Origin of the sequence: Niallia sp. HCP3S3_B10 (assembly GCF_052064465.1) — a bacterium.
GTDB lineage: Bacteria > Bacillota > Bacilli > Bacillales > Cytobacillaceae > Niallia > Niallia hominis.
Genome location: NZ_JBQHVO010000052.1, coordinates 1 through 21,380, shown reverse-complemented (window position 1 = coordinate 21,380; position 21,380 = coordinate 1). Strand labels below are relative to the sequence as shown.

Sequence of the window (21,380 nt, the reverse complement as noted above, 5' to 3'; positions counted from 1 at the left end):
TAGAAATAAATGGCTAAAATTGCTTTTGTTTTTCCAGGACAAGGCTCCCAAGGAGTGGGAATGGGAAAAGATTTATTTGAACAATTTGAACCGGCAGCAAATTTATTTAAAGTAGCTAATCAAAAATTAAACGTTGATTTATCGCAATTAATTTTTGAAGGACCAAAGGAAGAGCTTACGCTAACGCATAATACACAGCCAGCATTGCTTACAACGAGTATGGCAATATATGAGCATTTCAAACAGTTTCATATAGAAGCTGATTATGTAGCAGGACATAGCTTAGGTGAATATTCTGCGTTAGTGGCAGCAGGGGTGCTGTCTTTTGAAGATGCGGTATATGCAGTTCGTAAGCGCGGGGAATATATGCAAGAAGCAGTTCCAGCAGGTGAAGGTGCGATGGCAGCAGTGCTGGGCTTAGACAGAGAGCAATTGACAGCTGTGACAAGAAAAGTTTCTGATGCTGGTGATTCTGTACAGCTAGCAAACCTTAACTGTCCTGGTCAAATTGTAATCTCAGGTTCCACAAAAGGGGTTGAATTAGCCGGAGAAAAAGCAAAGGAAGCAGGAGCAAAGCGTGCAATTCCACTAGAAGTAAGTGGTCCTTTCCATTCAGCCTTAATGAAGCCAGCGGCGGAAAAATTTGCTGCGGTATTGGATGAATTAACATTAAAAGATGCGGAAATTCCTGTTATCGCCAATGTAACGGCAGAGCCAATTCATGATCAGGAAGAAATAAAAACAAAGCTTGTAGAACAATTGTATTCTTCTGTATTATGGGAGGATTCTGTTCGTAAAATGCTTGATTTAGGAGTAGATACTTTTATTGAAATCGGTCCTGGTAAAGTCCTTTCAGGTTTAATTAAAAAGATTGATCGCAAAGCGAAAGTATATGCTGTTAATGATATCGAAACAAGTAAGAAGGTTGCAGAAGAACTAAAGGGGGATATGTAAGTGAAATTAGCTGGTAAAGTTGCTGTTGTCACTGGAGCATCTCGAGGAATTGGGAGATCCATTGCGATTGAGTTAGCGAAGCAAGGTGCAGACATTGTTGTTAACTATGCAGGAAGTGTCGATCGTGCCAATGAAGTCGTTAAGGAAATTGAAGCTCTAGGCAGAAAAGCAATTAGTATTCAATGTGATGTATCCGATGGTGATTCTGTGAATGCGATGATGAAAGAGGCTTTAGAAGCGTTTGGCAGCATTGATATTTTAGTCAATAATGCGGGGATTACAAGGGATAATTTATTAATGCGTATGAAAGATTCTGAATGGGATGATGTTATTAATACAAATCTTAAAGGTGTTTTCCTTTGTACAAAAGCCGTAACAAGACCAATGATGAAGCAAAGAAAAGGAAGAATTATTAACATTACTTCCATTGTTGGGGTAACAGGGAATCCTGGACAAGCCAATTATGTTGCAGCTAAAGCAGGTGTTATTGGATTTACAAAAACGACTGCCAAAGAGCTTGCACAACGAAATATAACCGTTAATGCAGTTGCACCTGGATTTATAACGACAGATATGACGGATAAGCTAACAGAAGAAGTGAAAAATAGCATGCTTACCCAAATTCCACTCGGTCAATTTGGTCGACCTGAAGATATTGCGAATGCAGTTGTGTTTTTAGCCTCTGAAGACAGCAGCTATATCACTGGCCAAACATTGCATATTGATGGTGGCATGTATATGTAATTTTTCCTTTACTATGGGAAAAACTAGTCGTAAATAATAGGAGAACGCTAGCAGATAAAAGGAACAGCGAAAGTTAAAAAAGTTCTCATTTATTATTTCGTTAAAATACTCTATAATGCATTTGAGGGGAGGTGAAATAAATGGCAGATGTATTAGAGCGTGTAACAAAAATCGTTGTAGATCGTCTTGGCGTAGAAGAATCTGAGGTAACTCTAGAAGCTTCTTTCAAAGATGATTTAGGCGCTGATTCTCTTGATGTAGTTGAACTTGTTATGGAATTAGAAGATGAGTTCGATATGGAAATTTCTGACGACGATGCTGAAAAGATTTCTACAGTTGGTGATGCTGTGAATTACATAAGTAATCGCTAGTCAATGTTTAAAAGCTCCGCTAACCACGGGGCTTTTAATTTTGTATAGTAGATTATCAGCAAAAAACAACTACTGTAGGGTTTTTTACCCCTAAGAATAGATGACAATCTCCGTTTGTTTGATGTATACTAATAACTAAATGCCTATAATATAAAGGTATGTTCAAGTTAAATGGAACAGACTAGTTTTTAGCTGTTCAAACGTATTTTAATAAGCGGATAAAATGGATAAAATAGTTTTTCTTATGTGAAGCGGGGTTATTTCCCTAGTGGTAGCCCGATTTCTGTCATAGAAAAGGCTTGGAGAGAAAAAACTTTCCAAGTTTCTTTGCGTTTTTTATCTTTTTTACTTAAACTTGAAATGAATTGTAAACTTAGTGCTAAGGTGGAGGCAAAATGCGAGGCAATCGAAAAGACAAAAGAACCGTTCGACCAAATGAAAAAAAAATGAAGGAACTACAAGATAAAATAGGGATTCATTTTACAGACGAAAAACTATTGAAGCAGGCTTTTACCCATTCATCATATGTGAATGAGCATCGAAGAAAACCACATGAAGACAATGAAAGATTAGAATTTCTTGGTGATGCCGTGTTAGAATTGACGGTTTCTAAATTTCTCTTTAAGAAATTCCCAATGATGAGTGAAGGGGAACTAACCAAATTGCGTGCAGCAATTGTTTGTGAACCATCGCTAGTTTCATTTGCTAATGAACTTTCCTTTGGCAACTATGTGCTATTAGGTAAAGGCGAGGAAATGACTGGGGGAAGAACGAGACCAGCGTTACTTGCTGATGTATTTGAAGCGTTTGTTGGTGCTCTTTATTTAGATCAAGGATTAGATTCAGTGGTAGAATTTTTAGAGGAAGTAATTTTTCCGAAAATTAATAACGGTGCTTTTTCTCATGTGATGGATTTTAAAAGTCAACTGCAAGAATATGTTCAAAGAGATGCTGTTGGTACAATCGAGTATAAGATACTTCTTGAAAAGGGACCAGCTCATAATAGGGAGTTTATTTCCCAAGTGTTTTTAAATAATCGTGAGCTTGGTACTGGTATGGGACGCTCGAAGAAAGAAGCGGAGCAGCAGGCAGCGCAAAAATCATTATTGATGTTAAAGGCGGAAAGTGAAAAATAAAGTGTTTGATATTACGCATAGACGATTAATGCAACTAGAGAAACAAGAAGGAATCGGGGTGAGGGTATGTTCTTAAAACGGTTGGATATTATCGGATTTAAGTCATTTGCAGATCGAATTTCAGTCGATTTTGTGCCTGGTGTAACGGCAGTGGTTGGCCCCAACGGAAGTGGGAAAAGTAATATTACCGATGCAATTCGCTGGGTTCTTGGCGAGCAGTCAGCTAAATCCTTGCGTGGAAGTAAGATGGAGGATGTTATTTTTTCAGGGAGTGACTCACGAAAAGCAGTTAACTTTGCGGAAGTAACATTAACGTTAGAGAATGAGGATCATTTTCTTCCATTGGATTATCATGAAGTAAGTGTAACAAGACGTGTTTATCGTTCAGGAGAAAGTGACTTTTTAATTAATAAACAATCATGTCGCTTAAAAGATATTGTTGATTTATTTATGGATTCTGGACTGGGAAGAGAGGCTTTTTCTATCATTAGTCAAGGGAAAGTCGAGGAAATTTTAAATAGTAAGGCAGAGGATCGCAGGTCTATATTTGAAGAAGCCGCAGGTGTATTAAAATACAAAACACGTAAGAAAAAAGCAGAAGGGAAGCTTGTTGAAACACAAGATAACCTTAATCGTGTAAATGATATATTACACGAATTAGAGAGTCAGGTGGAGCCATTAAAAATTCAAAGCTCCATGGCAAAAGAATATTTGCATCATCGAGAAAATCTTGAATCAATTGAGGTAGCCTTAATGGTTCATGATATTGAAGAGGCACATGAGCGATTTGAAGCAATCTCCAAGCAGCTAGAGGCCTATAAACAAGAAGAGTTAAAGTTATCCTCTTTGCTCCAAAGTAAAGAAGCAAAAATGGAGGAAGGGAAAAACGAGGTAGCAGCTCTTGATGAATCGATTGATGATCTACAGCAAGTACTTCTTTTAGTCAGTGAGGAACTAGAGAAGCTTGAAGGTAGAAAAGAAGTATTAAAAGAAAGAAAAAAGAATGCTACACAAAATCGCGATCAGCTTGAAAAAAGTAAAGTGGAGTTACAGGAAAGAGTAGCAGCACTCGTTTCGCAAAAAGAAACTCAACAAAAGCTTGTTTATGAATTACAAGCAGAATCAAAGGAAATTGAAGACACATTAAAGGTTAACGAGAAAAATCTGGCCCTTTTTAACGAGAATTTAGAAGAGAAAATTGAAATGTTAAAAAGTGACTATATAGACATAGTAAGCAATCAAGCAGCATCTAAAAATGAACTAAATTCGGTTAACCAGCAATTAGAGAATCAGGAAAAGAGAACATCTCAGCTTGATGAGGAAAATGTTAATTATACAAATGAGCGTGTCCGTATTCAGGAAAAAAAGACAAGTATTTCAGCAAAGCTTAAGGAGCTTTCTGACGAACTAGAGAGATGGTCGACAGCTTGGAAAGAAAAACAAAGTCATTTTGCGGGAATAGAGGCAAAAGTTCAACAAGTGGAAAAGTCTCTTTATCAATCCTACCAGTTTGCCCAGCAGGCAAAATCGAGAAAAGAAATGTTGGAGGAATTGGAAGACGATTATTCTGGATTTTTCCAAGGAGTTAAGGAAGTTCTTAAAGCAAGAGGCAAGTCTTTGCACGGCATTAGAGGAGCAGTTGCAGAATTAATGCAAGTGCCAAAGGAATATAGTGTGAGCTTGGAAATTGCTTTAGGTGGTTCGATGCAGCATATTGTTGTGGAAACAGAACAAAATGGTCGCGAGGCAATTGCGTATTTGAAGAAAAACGGTTATGGACGAGCTACTTTTTTACCAATGAATGTTATTAAAGGAAAATCCCTTTCCGATTCGCAACTAAGGCTAATTCAAGGTCATCCTGCGTTTATTGGCATTGCGGCAGATTTGATTAACTATGATAGTCAATATCGCGAAATTATGCGCAGTTTACTTGGAAATGTCGTTATAACCAAGGACTTAAAGGGTGCCAATGAAATGGCGAAAATCCTTCAGTATCGTTCCCGCTTTGTTACATTAGACGGAGAAATTGTTAATCCTGGTGGTTCCATGACAGGGGGAGCAATCAAGCAAAAGCAAGCATCTATCATCACCAGAAAAGGTGAATTGGAAGAGCTGAAGAAAAAGATTTTTGAAATGGACAAAACATCTCTTAAGCTTGAGGAACAGCTGAAAAAGGGAAAAGCGGCATTGCAAACAGAAGAATCAACCATGGAAGAAGCTCGATTAAAAGTCGAGGATCTTCGTTTCCAAATTCAAACATGGAAAGATGATTTAAAAGAAGTTGAATTTGAAGAAAGAGCCATGAATGATAAATTGTCGCTATATGATCGGAATAAGGCAGATTCTAATCAAGAGCAAGAGCTTCTTCTAAAAAGAAGAACGGATTTACAAAAAGAGCTTGAAGAACAGAATAAAAAACTTACTGAATTGGATAAAGAGATTGCCTTATTAACAGAGCAAAAGAATAAACAATCTGTTTCCAAAGAATCGGTAGTAAATGCAATTAGCGACCTAAGGATCCAGTCTGCGGCAAAAAAAGAAAAGCTTAGACATGAGAAAGAGAAGCTTGCGACCATTTTGCAAGAACATCAAGCAACGGAAGAAAAATGGAAGCTTGTCAGTGAAGATCTTCGCTTGCTTTCTTCTGAAATGAGCAATTCGCATTCTGGAGAAGCGACGCTAGAAGAAGCAGCAGAGCAAAAGCTGCATGAAAAGCAAGAAACTATCCAGCTAATCTCTTTGCGTAGAGAGGAAAGATTGCAAAAGCAAATGCGATTAGAAGAGCTGGAGCTTGAAACGAAGGAGCAGCGCAGACTTCACAGAGGTATCGTCCAGGCTTTAAAAGATGAAGAAGTAAAATTGAACCGTGTAGATGTAGAACTAGATACACGATTAACTAATTTACGTGAGGAATACTTATTAACGTATGAAGGAGCAAAGTTAGATTATCCTTTAACGTTAGAAGTAGAGGAAGCGCGTAAAAAGGTGAAGCTTATTAAATTAGCGATGGAAGAGCTCGGCACTGTCAATCTTGGTGCTATCGAGGAATATGAACGAATTTCGGAAAGATATGAGTTTCTTCTGGAGCAGAAAACAGATTTAGAAGAAGCGAAAGATACTCTTTATCAAGTAATTGATGAAATGGATGAAGAAATGAAAAATCGCTTTGAACAAACATTTGAAGGCATAAAAGAGCATTTTGAAACTGTCTTTCAAAGCTTATTTGGTGGAGGAAGTGCAGATTTAGTTTTAACAAATCCAGAAGATCTCTTAAACACAGGAGTAGAGATAGTTGCCCAGCCACCAGGGAAAAAGCTACAGAACTTAAGTCTGTTATCTGGTGGAGAAAGAGCGCTAACTGCTATTGCTTTATTATTCTCGATTCTGAAAGTGAGACCTGTTCCTTTTTGTATCTTGGATGAGGTCGAAGCAGCATTGGATGAAGCAAATGTATTTCGATTTAGTTCGTATTTAAAACGATATAGCCATGAAACCCAATTTATTGTCATTACCCATCGCAAAGGAACAATGGAAGAAGCCGATGTTCTTTATGGGGTAACGATGCAAGAATCTGGCGTATCAAAGCTAGTTTCGGTACGCTTAAGTGAAACGAATGAGTTAGTAGCTAATGCATAATCCTTTTGCAGACACTAATACTTCTAGTTAATAATTTTTAGTTTCCAAGGCCAATTCCTCCTACAGAATAGCTTAGTAATTGGCCTTGTGAAATTTAATCCTAAATCGTTAATAGAAAGAAAACTTACATAACCACGGGGCATATCAATAAACTTTATGAAAAAAAACCTAAATGAAAGAAGGGATAATAATTGAGTTTTTTTAAAAAGTTAAAAGAAAAAATGTCTCAGCAGACGAGTACAGTAACCGAGAAGTTTAAAGAAGGATTATCGAAAACAAGAAATAATTTTTCCGAAAAAGTCAATGATCTCGTTTCTCGTTATCGTAAAGTAGACGAAGATTTCTTTGAAGAGCTGGAAGAAATATTAATTGGCGCAGATGTTGGCTTTGAAACAGTTTTGGAGCTAATTGATGAATTAAAAAATGAAGTCAAGCGAAAAAACATCCAAGATCCAAAAGAAGTCCAGGATGTTATTTCAGAAAAGCTCGTTGCTATTTATCAGAACGGAGAAGAAGAATCTTCTACAATTAATATGCAAGCAGACGGCTTAACGGTGATTCTTTTTGTAGGTGTCAATGGAGTAGGAAAAACAACGACAATCGGTAAGCTTGCCCATAAGTTTAAAGAAGAAGGCAAAAAGGTTTTACTTGCTGCAGGAGATACTTTCCGCGCTGGAGCTATTGAACAATTAGAGGTGTGGGGAGATCGTGTCGGAGTGGACGTCATTAAGCATACTGAAGGCTCTGATCCAGCAGCAGTTATGTTCGATGCAGTACAGGCTGCAAAATCTCGTCAAGCAGATATTCTTCTTTGTGATACAGCTGGAAGACTGCAAAACAAAGTGAATCTAATGAAAGAGCTAGAGAAAGTAAAACGAGTTATTGAGAGAGAGGTTCCAGGTGCTCCCCATGAAGTTCTACTCGTGCTAGATGCGACAACTGGACAAAATGCATTAGTACAGGCGAAAACGTTTAAAGAAACAACAAATGTAAGTGGGATTGTCTTAACTAAATTGGATGGCACAGCTAAAGGTGGTATCGTGCTTGCAATTCGCAACGAGTTGCATATTCCAGTAAAATTTGTTGGTTTAGGAGAAAAAATGGATGATCTCCAAAGCTTTGATCCAGAAAGATATGTATATGGCTTGTTTTCAACATTAGTAGAAGAAAGTGAAGAGTAAAAAGTGAATTTACATAGATGTCGCAAAGGAAACTTTGCGGCATTTATTTATTGGCTGTTTTTTTGATTGTTAAATATTTGCAAAGGCGTAATAAAAATAAGAATAAGTAGAATAATAAAAAGTAGCATATTACTTTATTTTTCGGAGGGAAAACGTATGATTATTCAATGCGTTGTTTTACTTGTTCTTATTGGAGGAATTGCCTTAATGATAAAAGGACATCTTGTAGAACATCATGCCTATGTTCAACTTGGAGACTCCTTACCAGCTAAAAAAATGGAGGAAGCAGACTGGGGAAATCTGCTTACTTTAGAAGAAGAAAATCTATTTCTAAATAGTTTATCAGGCATGCGCATGAAAATAATCGGCGCGCTTTTAATTGCGATTCCAGCAAGTATTCTAATTTTATTTCATATTCATTAGTTTTTGGTTTGGCTGAAAAAAGAGCAAGATTGGCTGATATAATGGCTAGATGACATATAAATTAGATTTTTGTTTGATTATAAGGATGCTTTTGCTATCAATTCGTCCGAAAAGTAACCAAATCAATAACGGATATATACTAAAACTCCTGTTAACTTTCACAAACAGGAGTTTTTGATTCGAAAATACTAAAAAATAGTTTCTGGCATATAAAACCTTTCGACCATTTCCTTCGTCTAATAACAAAAGAAGAAAAATTTTACAAAAAATATGTATAAAAAGTATAGTATATTGTAAAATTACATTATGAAATTTTTTCTAATTTGGTGTAGGGTGAAAACTATTACCAATCGTCTATTAAATAGAATGAAAAAATAAAAAATGGGGGAAACACAGTTTGCGAAAAGTCAAAAAAGTTTTAATCATCTGCTTTATTTTATTTTTGGCCACCACTTTTATTGTGAAAGAAGCAAATGCAGCAAGTACATCCGGCATAAAAATTACAACAGAAGCTGGCTTGGATGGCAAAGTAATGGATGGCAAAGGATTTATGCTAAAGGTCACGATTGAGAATAAAGAGAAGGATTTCAAAGGTGACTTACTTATTCCTTATTCTCCTAGTTATGATATCGGTGGACAAACATTAGTACCTGTCGACATACCAGCAAACAGCAAGAAAACGTATACCGTAACAATACCAGGGATTTCTTCGGATTCTAACTATACTAGTAATAAAATGAAATTATATCGAGATAGCTGGCAAAAAGGCGAGGAAGTAAGTTTTACTGGTGTTAAAGAACTAAGGCTTACCTTAATTTCAGATCAGACTTTAGGCATTCTTACCGATCAGTATGACAAATTTAAAAATTTGCGAAAGCTTTCAAGCAGTTCCATTTTTACGACAGAGCTACTTAAAGAAGATATACCAGATCAAGCATTAGGCCTTGAAACGCTAAGCTATTTAATGGTCGATCAATTCTCATTAACAGAATTATCAGAAGAACAGCAACTGGCGATTAAGAAATGGATAGAAAAAGGAGGAATCTTAATTACCGGTGCAACGACAAATGGAAAGCAAGCATATGGCAATTTAGAATCACTAATGCCATTGGCTTTTGGAAATGAGGAAGAGATTCCATTGTCTGGAATTGATACAAAAACGAAAGAACAGGAAAAGATAACTGCTTTTCGGTCTTCTCTAACAGACAGTTCTGACGCCATAACGATACATAATGAGCATCCACTGGTTGCGAAAAAAAATCTTGGGGAAGGGAAAATTATTCAAACCTCTTTTTCACTTAGTGATTCTACCTTACTGAATTGGCAAGACTTTAATAGTTGGATGGAAAATCTATTGCAAACAGAGAATACACGGATAACGGCAAATTACCAATATAGTGGGAATCCTTTAAGTAATCTGTACTATCAATTTGTCGAATCAAATGAGTATTTTAAAAGCTCTACGATTACAACTGGTCTTTTATTAATAATACTGGCAGGTTATTTATTAGTTATTGTGCCAATATTGTATTTTATACTAAGAAAATACGATAAAAGAGAGCATGCTTGGTGGATTATTCCGTGTCTTTCGATTCTTTTATCATTAGGAATGTTTATTACTGGGGCAAAAGATAAAATAAAAAATCCGCAGTTGAATGAAATGGGTATCTACCAATATAGCAATAATTATTTATCTGGCTACCAAGCAACAACCCTTTTATCGAATAAATCCGGTGATTTTGCTTTAACCTTTGATCAAGATACATATACTCCTTTTCCTTATTTAGGATATGGAGAGCTGCAAGTTAAGGCTATTAAAAATGAAAAAGTGAAAAGTAGTGAAATCATTTTTCCAGAAGTAGAATATTGGTCTAGCCGTACCATGTATGGAAAAACCTCTATGCCAATGGAAGGTGGATTTAGCCATGATTTTGCTGTAACAGAAAAAGATATTTCAGGAACGATAACGAATCTGTATCCATTTGATTTTTCAAAAGTCTTTATCTGGTCAGGTAATGAAAAAATCGAGCTAGGTTCTATTAAATCTGGTGAAACAAAAAATGTTCAAGTCACACATAGCAATAAATACTTTTCTAGACCAAGTGGAAATGGCTATGGTTATTATATTTACGATTATAATGGCCATGATTTAAAGGAGTTTAGAGAATTAGTGGCGGAAAGCATGGTATTAAGTACGGATTACTACTTTAATAACATATCTACTGGAGATTCGATGTTAGTTGCGATTACGAATGAAGATATCGTGAATGTTGGGATTGCTAGCGAAAAGGAAACGAAAAATAGCACTAATTTAATCATGGAGCCGATTATTTTAACCAATCATTTTCCAGGAGCATTTACGATAAATGAAGGAAATATGGAACAAAAATTAACCGTTATCGAAGGAGCCATTTATAGTGAGAACTACCAAAATAATGATATTTCATTAGAGGATGGCGAGTATTTATATACACTTCAAATTCCTAAATCGTATGATATAAAATCGCTATCGTTTGATTCATTAACTGTTCAGCCAAATGGTAATCCAGGTGTCACATACAATATTTATAATAAAGAAACAGATTCTTATGAAAAAATAACTAGCCTTTTTAAAGTAGATGAAGATAAAGTTTCTGCTTATCTAGATGAAAATAAAATAATCAATATGAAGGTAGTAAAAGCAACGAATGGAGATCCATATATTCAGCTGCCGTCTGTTAAGATTAAAGGAGAGATAAAAGAATGATAGAAATTAAAGGTCTTTCCAAGAAGTATGGAAAGTTTACAGCACTTGAACCGCTAGAACTTCAGATTGAAGAAGGATGTGTGTTTGGGTTTGTTGGTCAAAATGGGGCAGGTAAATCGACGACATTTTCCATTCTTGCTACTTTATTAGCACCTACCTCTGGCACGGCAACTATTAATGGAGCGGATATCATTAAGCAGCCGAAAGAGGTAAGAAAACAATTAGGGTATATGCCTGATTTCTTTGGTGTTTATGATCAGCTAAAAGCAGAAGAATATTTAGATTTCTATGGCGCTAGCTATGGGATTCCGGCAGCAAAAAGAGAAAAATTAATCCCACAATTATTAGAGTTAGTAAATCTTTCTCATAAGCGAAAGGATTATGTGGATCTTTTGTCGAGAGGAATGAAACAAAGACTTTGTCTTGCTAGAAGCTTAATTCATGATCCGGCTGTTCTAATTCTAGATGAACCTGCTTCTGGCTTGGACCCTCGAGCCAGAATTGAAATGCGGGAGATTTTAAAAGAACTAAAAAATATGGGGAAAACCATTCTTATTTCTTCACATATCTTGCCAGAGCTAGCAGAAATGTGTGATGTTATTGGAATTTTGGATCAAGGGAAACTAGTCGCACAAGGGACGGTATCAGCAATTCAGCAGCAATTGCAAAGTGAAAAAATGATTAGTGTAAAAACACTGGATATGCCAAAAACGATTGCATTTTTAGAAGAAAACCCACGAATTACAAAATTGGAAGTCTTGGAGAATGCTAAAACGATTCAATTCCAGTTTAAAGGCGGAGATGAGGAACAGTTGAGCCTTTTAAAAACAGCAGTTAATATGGAGATTCCAATCATTAGCTTCGCCGAAATGGAAAGTAATTTAGAGGATGTATTTATGGAAATTACAAAGGAGGTTGAATTCTCTTGAAAACCTACTTCATGAATCCTGTATTAAATAAAGAATTAAAGTTACGCTTTCGTTCAGGGAAAACATTTCTTGGAATCCTGTTTTATCTCCTTGCCCTCTCCTTGCTGATGGTTGCTTTTATGTTTGTACTAAGAACAACGAGCCCAGTTGGTTTTTTCAAACCGCAGGAAAGTCGTATGATGTTCATGTTTTTGGCGTTCTTTCAATTAGGTTTAGTGTTATTTATTACTCCAGGGCTTACTGGTGGAGTAATTAGTAGTGAGCGAGAAAGGCAAACATTAAGCATTTTGTTAACGACAACGCAAAGCAGTTTTACGATTATTATTGGAAAATTACTTTCTTCTGTTGCATATTTGGTTTTATTAATCCTTGCGAGTCTACCAATATATAGCTTTGTATTTCTATATGGTGGTATCTCCCCGACACAGCTAGTGCAAGTGTTTTTCTTTAGCTTATTTACAATCTTAGTTATTGGTAGCTTTGGTGTTTTATTTTCGACGCTGATTCGCAAAACGATTGTCAGCATGGTTACAACCTACAGTGTTACCCTATTTATTGTCGGTGGAACGGTCGTTATATCGCTCATTCTATTTCAAATGGCAGATATCTATTCTAGTTCTGTACCCAAAAAAGTACCTTCCGTCTATTTTAGCGCGATGTTTAATCCTGGTATTGTGCTAGCAGATATATTTGAACCAACCGTTTCTGATCAAATAAAGGAATGGACCGGGATAAAATTTCCTATATGGGCGGCACATGTCATTAGTTATTGTGTAGTTATTGCCCTTTCATTGACAATTAGCGTCCGTAAATTGCGAGCGAATATGACAAAAGGGAAGTAGATAATCGTATGGAAAACCACCAACAATATAAGGAATTAGTGAAACCAGTAAGAACGTCTCTAGCAAAAGAAATGATCGCAAAAGAGTTCTGTTTTTTACTTGCGGTTTTAGGAGGAGTATTTCTCCTTCTTTCTGTTATTGCCTATTTTTTTGTGCTTCCGTTTTTATCATCCATTCTTTTTCTAACAGCTTGTATCGGTGTCATTCTTTTTCTATTTCGATTATGGAGAAAATGGCCAACTGAGAAACAGGCTGTAAAACTATATAATCAGTTCGTTTCAGATGATTATGCAACGACTGCCTATGCCTATTTACAGAGTAATGGCGCTGTAGAACAGTTAGTTGTAAAACAGGCGATATCGGAAATGGAACAGAAGCAATTAGTTGTATTAAAACGGAAGAAAAGCTATCTCTCCCCGAAATTTGTTTTTTCAGGAGTTGCTTCTCTTGTTATTTGTGTCCTGTTGCAGCTTTTCCCATCCATTAATATGGAAGCAGCGAAGGAAAAAGAGAATGAGATAAAAACAATGGCTAAAGCGGAAAGAGAATTAGAAAAAGCAATAAAAAGAGAAACAAATCAACAAGTAAAAAAAGAACTTAAACAGGTTCAAAAGGAATTAGAGAAGAAGGATACGGTCGAAAAAACCTTTGCGGAATTGGAAAAACAAGCGAAAGAGCTACAGCTAAAAAAAAGAAAGCTTCAAGAGAAAAGCAATGAGCGACAAAAAGCGGAAGCAAAGCTGAATGAAGCTGGCTTTAAGTCTCTTTCTAAAGCCATTTCAGAGAAGGATCAAGAATTAGTCAAGAAGGAATTACAAAAAGCAAACGAGCAATATGATCAGTTAACAGAAAAACAAAGAGATGCCCTAAATCAATTGACTGGTGGAAATAAGCAGTTAACAGAAGAACAGTTACAGCAGCTATTAGACCAGATGGATGATTTATTAAATAATGAGAAGCTTCTTGAGCAATTGGAATCTGTACAGACTGAACTAGCTCAATTAGAAAATCTACTTAAAAATGAAAGTCTTGCAAATGGAATAACGGTACCTAATTCTAGCACAGTTGCTGATGGATCAAGTAATAATGGTGCGAATTCACCAGAAAATGCAAATGCTAATGGCCAACAAGGGCAGAAGGACAATGACGGCTCCACTAATGGAAATGATGGTAGCGACGGCTCAGGGAATGGGGATGGTTCAGGAACAGGGTCGGGCTCAGGATCAGGAAATGGATCAGGCTCCGGGAATGGTAGTGGATCTGGAGGAGGAAATGGCTCTGGAGCAGGATTTGGGGGCGGAAGCAGAGAGTTATTAACTGTCCCAGAAAAAGTAGATGGCAAAGATAATATTGAAGTGGATTCAGGTGAATTAGGGAATGGAAAGAAAGGTCAGGTGACAGAAGGGGAAGGTCCAGTTCTGAAAGGGAGTGTTCGTCCATATGAACAGGTATTTTCAGAATATGAAGATTCTTATAGGGAAAGTACATCAAGATATACATTACCACATGACTTGGAAAATATTGTGAAGAATTATTTTACCGATATAAAACCAAATGAAAAGTAGGGGAAAAGATGGAAAAAGAACCAGTAGAACAAGATTTTATCCAAGCAGAGTCTTTACTTAAAAAGGTGAAAGAAGAGATTGGCAAGTTTATTGTCGGACAAGAAAAAATCACTGATGAGGTACTTTGGAGTATGCTAGCAGGCGGACATGTGCTTTTAGAAGGGTTGCCAGGTTTAGGTAAAACGATGATGATTCGTACTATTTCGGAAGTAATGGACTTATCCTTTGCTAGAATTCAGTTTACCCCAGATTTAATGCCTGCAGATATTACTGGTACAATGGTGCTGCAGCCTGATGAAAAAGGAAAACAGCAATTTCATTTTCATGAGGGACCTTTATTTAAGCATATTGTCCTGGCTGATGAAATCAACCGAGCTACACCGAAAACGCAAAGTGCCTTATTAGAAGCAATGGGAGAAAAAACGGTCACCATTATGGGAGAAACGAAAAGATTAGAAGCGCCATTTTTTGTATTAGCAACTCAAAATCCTCTCGATATGGAAGGAACATATCCATTACCTGAGGCCCAATTGGATCGGTTTTTATGTAAATTACATGTAACTTATCCTTCAAAAGAGGAATTAAAAGCAATTATTAAGCGGACTACAGGAACAGACTCAACCACTTTGAATCAAGTTGCCACTGTAGAGAATATTATTCATTTGCAAAGTCTTGTTAAACAAATTCTTGTGGCTGATGATATTTTAGACATTGCAGTAAATATTGTTTCTGCTACTCATCCAGGCTCAGAGGATGTGACAGAAATAGGAAACAAGTATATTCAGGCAGGCAGTGGACCAAGGGGGCTACAGTCTTTAGTAACGATGGCAAAAGCTAGAGCGTTAGCGTCTGGAAGATTGCATATTTCTATTGCCGATTTGCGATATGTGGCAGTGCCTGTTCTTAGACATCGAATTTTGCTTAATTTTGAAGGGGAGATTGCGGGGGTTACTCCAGATCAGATCATCGAAGATATTTTGGAAAAAACATTACGTATTGAAGCAGGGAAGGGTCGATGAAGAACTATCATTCCTTATTAGCAAGAATGAATCGAAAAAGCCTGCAAGTTTCGATGAAGGGTACAGGAATGCAAAATGGCAGAAGAAAATCTCATATCCATGGCACTTCCCTGGATTTTGCTGATTATAGAATCTATCATCCTGGTGATGATATCCGCCAAATTGATTGGAATGTCTATGGTCGCACGAATAAGCCATATATTAAAAGATTTCAAGATGAAAAAGAGATTTCTGTTAGTATACTCCTTGATGCTACTTCTTCGATGAAACAAGTCCCTTCTAAATGGGAGTTAGCAAGAGAACTAGCAGCAAGCTTAGCTTATATTACACTGTCTCATGAGGATCGATTGAGTTTTGCTGCTGTTTCAACAAAGCTTTCCTTTCATCGCAAAGGATCGGTTCATAATAAAAGAACCTTTTACGAAATTGTCGATATGAAGGAGCAGACAATAAATGAAAGCTTCACACAATCATTAATTAGCTCTTTATCAGCGCCGTCACAAATGATTGTTTTGATAACTGATGGTTTAGAAGCATTGTCGCTTTTTGAGGAAAGTTTTAAACGGCTAAAATTTCGAAATCAACCTATATGGCTGATTCAATTACTAAGTGAGACGGAAATAAATCCGCATCTTTCTGGCGATATACAATTAGTTGATAGTGAAAATGGAAAAATGGTAGATGTAAGTCTTAATAATTCGATTAAAATGCTTTATAAAAAAAGACTAACACAGCATAATCAGGAGCTAGAAATTCTTTGTGCCACACATGGAATCCGTTATTGTCAAATCAGCGATAAATTAGATATACAAACAATCATTTTACGTGAACTAGCATTTACTGGATTGGTTCAATAATTCTTATTCATTTCGAGCCAAAAGGAGAGAAAAAATGCATTTAGCAAATCCATACTACTTTTTGCTGCTATTTTTAATTGGATTATTTATCCTATTATATTTTTTTCGGAAGAAATATACTAAACAAATCATCCCTTCCAATTTACTTTGGGAGGAAGTTCTTAAGGAAATGAAGGCATCCTCATGGTTACATAAATGGCAAAATAACGTCTTATTCTGGCTGCAGCTTATTTGCTTGCTTTTGCTGATGTTAGCACTTGTAGGGCCATATTTTGCTAAAGAGGCGATTAAAGGGGAACAAATCATTTTTATGTTTGATACATCGGCTTCGATGGCCGCAAAGGAAAATGCCTCTAATAGATTAGAAGAAAGCAAAGCTGCTGCGTTAGAAATGATGGAACGTATTCAGCAAAACCAATCTGTCACGGTTCTCGAGGTAAATGATCATCCTAAAATACTTCTACATGATGAGTCAGACCGATATAAAGTAAGTGCAGCGATTAAAGACATAGAGCTTTCCTATACCCATGAAGACTGGCAAAGTGCCACAGAACTAACCGCAAGCCTAGCAAAAGAGGGAAAAACGGCTATTCATATTTTTTCTGACGGAGTAGAGAAGGAAAGGATACAGAGTATTAATTCCTTCTACGTAGAAGTACATAATCAAGAACAGGAAAAGCCAGATAATATTTCGATTTTATCTTTTGGTGTATCAAAAAATGGTGATGGAGTAGCAGGGATTGCTATGGTGGAAAATCAATCAGATTCCCTTAAGACAATACCTTTTCAAGTTGAAAGCGAAAAAACAGTGCTTTATCAGCAAGAGATTGAGCTACAGCCAAAAGAAAGAAAAATAATCGCAATAAACGATTTACCCGAGAAATCTTATTACAATGCCAAACTTACTGCTACAGATGATTATGTAATCGATAATAGGCAAACCGCTGTATTTAATAGACAGATTACAACCATGTATACAGATAAGGAAATGAATCCTTTTTTGGTAAAGGGGTTTGAGGCGATTGGTCTTCGTGTCATCCAAATGGAGGATAAAACAGAATTTTTAACGAAACAGGACAGTATTTTCCTATTATCTGGTTCTACGCTACCTGAAAATATTGGGGCTCCGTTTGTATTCTTTTTTACGGATGGAAAAAAAGAAGAATTACAAACAGAGATAGAACAAAGTGAAGATGAATTATTATTACATGTAGATATGAAGGATGTTTTTATCGCAAGTGCTATAAAGCAAACGATGGAAAGTATGAAACCGATTGTTAAAAGTGGAGAGCTGCCGTTGATTCAAATAGGGGAAGTAAATAATCAGCCAGCCATATTCATTCAATTTGATTTAAAAGATAGTGATTGGCCATTACACCCAAGTTTTCCGATTCTTTTATACAATATGTATCAATGGCTTTCCTCACAATCCAATTATGTTGGAGATTTTCAGCCTTTAGAATCAAGAACCATTTCATTAACAAATCAAGAATCCGATTGGGATATATATAATGAAAATGACCAATTAGTAGACTCCTTTTCGATGGAAGATGGCTTCCAGGCACCGAAGCTACCAGGTGTTTATCAGCTTACAAATGATTCTGAGCTCCTTTATTTTTCTGTGAATTTAGATGACCGAGAGAAGACCATTGAATCGCAAAAGTCGTTTATATTAAACGAGACCCAACTAAAGGAAAATCAGGTTACAAAAACGGAAAGTGATTGGCTATGGTATGTTTTATGTTTACTTGTTCTTATCATTTTATGTCTGGAATGGGAGGTTTATCGCCGTGCAAATAGAGTTTAAATACCCATTCATTCTATTACTATTCCTTCCTGTTGCTTTTCTTCTTTACCGATATTGGAAGCAGATGAAGCTGATGACAAATAGAAAGGAAAGTCAGGTTATACTCTTTTTAAGAACATGTATTTTTTCCCTATTAATCATTGCGCTTGCTATTCCTCAAATAGTTTTGCCGCAAAAAGAAACACAAGTTGTATTTCTAATGGATCGAAGTGCAAGTGTACAAGATTCAGGAGACCAGCAACTCGAATGGCTGGAAAAAAGCGTGCAAAATAAGAACGAAAAAGATGAATATAGTGTTCTTTCCTTTGGAGAGAAAGCAACCATTGAACAAATGATGGGAAAAGAAGGTCTCCGTTTTCCAAAATGGAATGAGGAGACAGGAAAAGATCATACGAATATTGAAGGGGCCATTAATCTTGCCAGTAGTGTTTTTCCGAATAATAGTGGTGGAAGAATTATTCTATTTACGGACGGAAACGAGACGATGGGGAATCTCACCGAAGCTGCGAAGTTATTAAAAAATCGCTCTATCGAATTAGATACTGTTTTGCTCCAATCGCATTCTTATGAAGATACAGCCGTTTCCGAAGTAGAAGTGCCTTCCACATTATATGAAGGGGAGCAAGCGGCGGTTTCGGTAACGATTGAAAGTAATACGGCAAAAACAGGATTGCTTCATTTTTATGAGAATAATAACAAAATTATTTCGAAGTCAATCGAAATAAAAGAAGGCACGAATATCATTCCAATTCAGTTTTCAGTGGAACAAACTGGATTAGTAACCTATAAAGCAGAACTAGAACTGACGAATGATGCCTATGCTGAAAATAACAAGCTACAGATCGTCAATATGGTTAAAACGATTCCGCAAATTTTATTAGTGCAAAATAATCCAAATGAAGCACTCGTTCAAACCTTAGAAGCGGCAGGGTATATAGTGGAAGTCCGTTCGTCGGTTCAGCTTCCTACTGTACTTTCTGGCTATTTGAACTATCAATCGATTATTTTTAATAATATTGCCGCAACAGATATAACGGAAAATCAAATGAGTCTCATTGAGAAAAGTGTTAAAGATTTTGGTGTCGGATTTCTTATGACGGGTGGGGAAAACAGCTTTGGGTTAGGGGGGTATTTCCAAACTCCTATTGAAAAGCTCCTCCCAGTTGATATGGACATTAAAGGAAAAAAAGAAATGCCGTCATTAGCGTTAATGATTGTTTTAGACCGTTCTGGAAGTATGGATGGGCAGAAATTTTCATTGGCGAAAGAAGCGGCAGCGAGATCGGTTGAATTGCTTCAAGAGACAGATACACTAGGTTTTATTGCTTTCGATGATAAGCCATGGGTCATTGTAGAGCCTAAGCCTTTGAAAAATAAAGAGGAAGTAGTGGACAAAATTCGTTCCGTTCCAGTCGGCGGAGGAACCGAAATTTATGGATCCTTAGTAGAAGCCTATGATCAAATCAGTGATTTAGATGTGAAAAGAAAACATATCATTTTACTCACCGATGGACAATCTGCGACGAATAATGATTACGAAGAGCTAATTAATGAAGGCAGTAAGAAAAATGTTACGATGTCAACGGTAGCTTTAGGCGCAGATGCGGACCGAAATTTGTTGGAGGAATTAGCAAAGCTTGGGGCAGGGCGTTTTTATGATGTACAGGATTCAACGGTTATTCCTTCCATTTTATCAAGAGAAACTGTTATGGCGACAAGAACCTATATTGAAGACAATCCATTTTATCCTAATATTAAATCTGGCTATGGATGGGATACGTTGTTTAGTCAAGGAATTCCCCAGATGAAAGCCTATATCGCAACAACACCCAAAGCAGAAAGCACCGTTCCGATTGAAAGCACAAAGGAAGATCCGATATTAGCAGAATGGCAATACGGTTTAGGTAAGACGATAGCTTTCACTTCTGACGTAAATGGTGCATGGAACGGGGATTGGGCTCGCTGGAACCAATGGAGCAGCTTTTTTACAAAAGTGGTCGCGAATACTTTGCCACAGTACGATTCAGAAGCGTATTCTTTATCTGTCGAAAAAGAGCAGGATCGAACCTATTTATCCGTTTCAGCAGATAAATTATCAATGCTCCCGATTGAAACAACCATTATTTCAGAAAGAGGAGAAGTAGTTGAAGGAAATACAAAAATGATTGCCCCTGGAAAATATGAGGTGGATGTTGACAATGATCCTGGTCTTTATTTTATTCATGTCAAACAGACGGATGAGGATGGAAATGTCACTGTTTACCAATCAGGCTTTACCATCCCTTATTCTGATGAATATTTAATTACCGGAGCCAATGAAGAAAAGGTAAACGAGCTTCTGGCAATAACTGACGGCTCTCAGCTAGAAAAAGAATCACAAGCATTTCGACCGCTAAAGAATCCAGTTAAACAAAAGCAGGAGATTACAGAAGTTTTGCTGTTCATTAGTTTCCTGCTTCTATTGATAGAAATTGCCATTAGAAGATTAGGATTACCAGTTAAATTCCTTGCTGTGTTTGAAAAAAAAGAAGGTGTTAAACGGCAAAAGACCTTTAAGCAAAAGATCAGCTCAGCACCTAGAGAGACACCAGTATCTATAGGGAAAGAGGCACAGCTGGATTCTAATAGAGAAACAAATAAAAAACAAGCAAAACCACCGAAAAAGACGAAGAAGCTAAATACAAAGGAAGAGAACGAAAACCATTTGGATCAATTATTAGAGATGAAGCGGAAGAAAAAACGATGAGATAGGTTGGTATGATACGAACTGCGGGTAAACTTTAAAAGTTATCTGCAGTTTTTTATGGAAGCAGCGGTTTAGGTTATAAACTGGTTTATAAGTAACAGAGGAGCGTTCTTTGAGCCCGAAAGTAAGGAAAAGAAGAGGAGAAGGTAACATAGAAACCTTATAAAAGCCCATTTGTATTTATTAAAAACAAACTAGGGAAGAGACAACATTAAATTGTCGCATTTTTAAAAGTATCTCAGTCAGCCCCCCTACTAGTTTGTACAACGATAACCAGGCGCTTCCGCTTTTCAATTAGTCCAGCTCCGGGTGCCCAGGGGCTGATGGGCTTCCCGACGCTACCCTACGATAAGTCAACATCAGTTCACTGCCGTTCACTGTGTTTCCTATATCTCAGGAATCGTCGCTCCACCCCACACGCCCC

15 protein-coding genes are annotated in these 21,380 nt (G+C 36.9%); all 15 read left to right on the top strand.

What is annotated here, in order from left to right; translation table 11 throughout:
* Positions 1-9: 9 nt before the first annotated feature.
* The 15 genes from fabD to ACTNDN_RS18680 all read left to right on the top strand — a co-directional run bounded on the left by fabD (position 10) and on the right by ACTNDN_RS18680 (position 20,956).
* Positions 10-954: an ACP S-malonyltransferase gene (gene fabD / locus ACTNDN_RS18750; protein WP_235247698.1), complete on the top strand. Its 945-nt coding sequence runs from the start codon at positions 10-12 to the stop codon at positions 952-954.
* Positions 955-1,698, top strand: coding sequence for a 3-oxoacyl-[acyl-carrier-protein] reductase (gene fabG / locus ACTNDN_RS18745; RefSeq protein WP_031534413.1), 744 nt, complete (start codon positions 955-957; stop codon positions 1,696-1,698).
* 140 nt (positions 1,699-1,838) lie between these two features.
* Positions 1,839-2,069: an acyl carrier protein gene (locus tag ACTNDN_RS18740; RefSeq protein WP_016201082.1), complete on the top strand. Its 231-nt coding sequence runs from the start codon at positions 1,839-1,841 to the stop codon at positions 2,067-2,069.
* A gap of 395 nt (positions 2,070-2,464) precedes the next feature.
* Positions 2,465-3,205, top strand: a complete 741-nt coding sequence (rnc, locus tag ACTNDN_RS18735) for a ribonuclease III (RefSeq protein WP_441131762.1) — start codon at positions 2,465-2,467, stop codon at positions 3,203-3,205.
* A gap of 66 nt (positions 3,206-3,271) precedes the next feature.
* A complete protein-coding gene (gene smc / locus ACTNDN_RS18730; RefSeq protein ID WP_031534416.1) occupies positions 3,272-6,841 on the top strand; it encodes a chromosome segregation protein SMC in 3,570 nt (1,189 codons plus the stop codon).
* A gap of 191 nt (positions 6,842-7,032) precedes the next feature.
* Complete coding sequence (gene ftsY, locus ACTNDN_RS18725; protein WP_031534418.1) at positions 7,033-8,022, top strand: signal recognition particle-docking protein FtsY; 990 nt, start codon at positions 7,033-7,035, stop codon at positions 8,020-8,022.
* 156 nt (positions 8,023-8,178) lie between these two features.
* Positions 8,179-8,445 (top strand): hypothetical protein, encoded by a 267-nt coding sequence (locus ACTNDN_RS18720; protein WP_031534420.1) that lies wholly within the window; start codon positions 8,179-8,181, stop codon positions 8,443-8,445.
* 397 nt (positions 8,446-8,842) lie between these two features.
* Positions 8,843-11,191, top strand: a complete 2,349-nt coding sequence (locus ACTNDN_RS18715) for a hypothetical protein (protein ID WP_349204062.1) — start codon at positions 8,843-8,845, stop codon at positions 11,189-11,191.
* Positions 11,188-12,120, top strand: a complete 933-nt coding sequence (locus ACTNDN_RS18710; RefSeq protein ID WP_031534423.1) for an ABC transporter ATP-binding protein — start codon at positions 11,188-11,190, stop codon at positions 12,118-12,120. Before ACTNDN_RS18715 ends, ACTNDN_RS18710 begins: the two co-directional genes overlap by 4 nt.
* Positions 12,117-12,962, top strand: a complete 846-nt coding sequence (locus tag ACTNDN_RS18705) for an ABC transporter permease (protein WP_031534424.1) — start codon at positions 12,117-12,119, stop codon at positions 12,960-12,962. The genes ACTNDN_RS18710 and ACTNDN_RS18705 overlap by 4 nt, the downstream gene beginning before the upstream one ends.
* An 8-nt stretch (positions 12,963-12,970) precedes the next feature.
* Complete coding sequence (locus ACTNDN_RS18700) at positions 12,971-14,527, top strand: hypothetical protein (protein WP_441131759.1); 1,557 nt, start codon at positions 12,971-12,973, stop codon at positions 14,525-14,527.
* A gap of 8 nt (positions 14,528-14,535) precedes the next feature.
* Positions 14,536-15,546, top strand: a complete 1,011-nt coding sequence (locus tag ACTNDN_RS18695; RefSeq protein WP_441131758.1) for an AAA family ATPase — start codon at positions 14,536-14,538, stop codon at positions 15,544-15,546.
* Entirely contained in the window at positions 15,543-16,403 is an 861-nt protein-coding gene (locus ACTNDN_RS18690; protein ID WP_349204061.1) for a DUF58 domain-containing protein, read from the top strand. The genes ACTNDN_RS18695 and ACTNDN_RS18690 overlap by 4 nt, the downstream gene beginning before the upstream one ends.
* 34 nt (positions 16,404-16,437) lie before the next feature.
* Complete coding sequence (locus tag ACTNDN_RS18685; protein ID WP_441131755.1) at positions 16,438-18,210, top strand: BatA domain-containing protein; 1,773 nt, start codon at positions 16,438-16,440, stop codon at positions 18,208-18,210.
* Positions 18,194-20,956, top strand: a complete 2,763-nt coding sequence (locus ACTNDN_RS18680) for a VWA domain-containing protein (RefSeq protein WP_441131753.1) — start codon at positions 18,194-18,196, stop codon at positions 20,954-20,956. Before ACTNDN_RS18685 ends, ACTNDN_RS18680 begins: the two co-directional genes overlap by 17 nt.
* Positions 20,957-21,380: the final 424 nt, after the last annotated feature.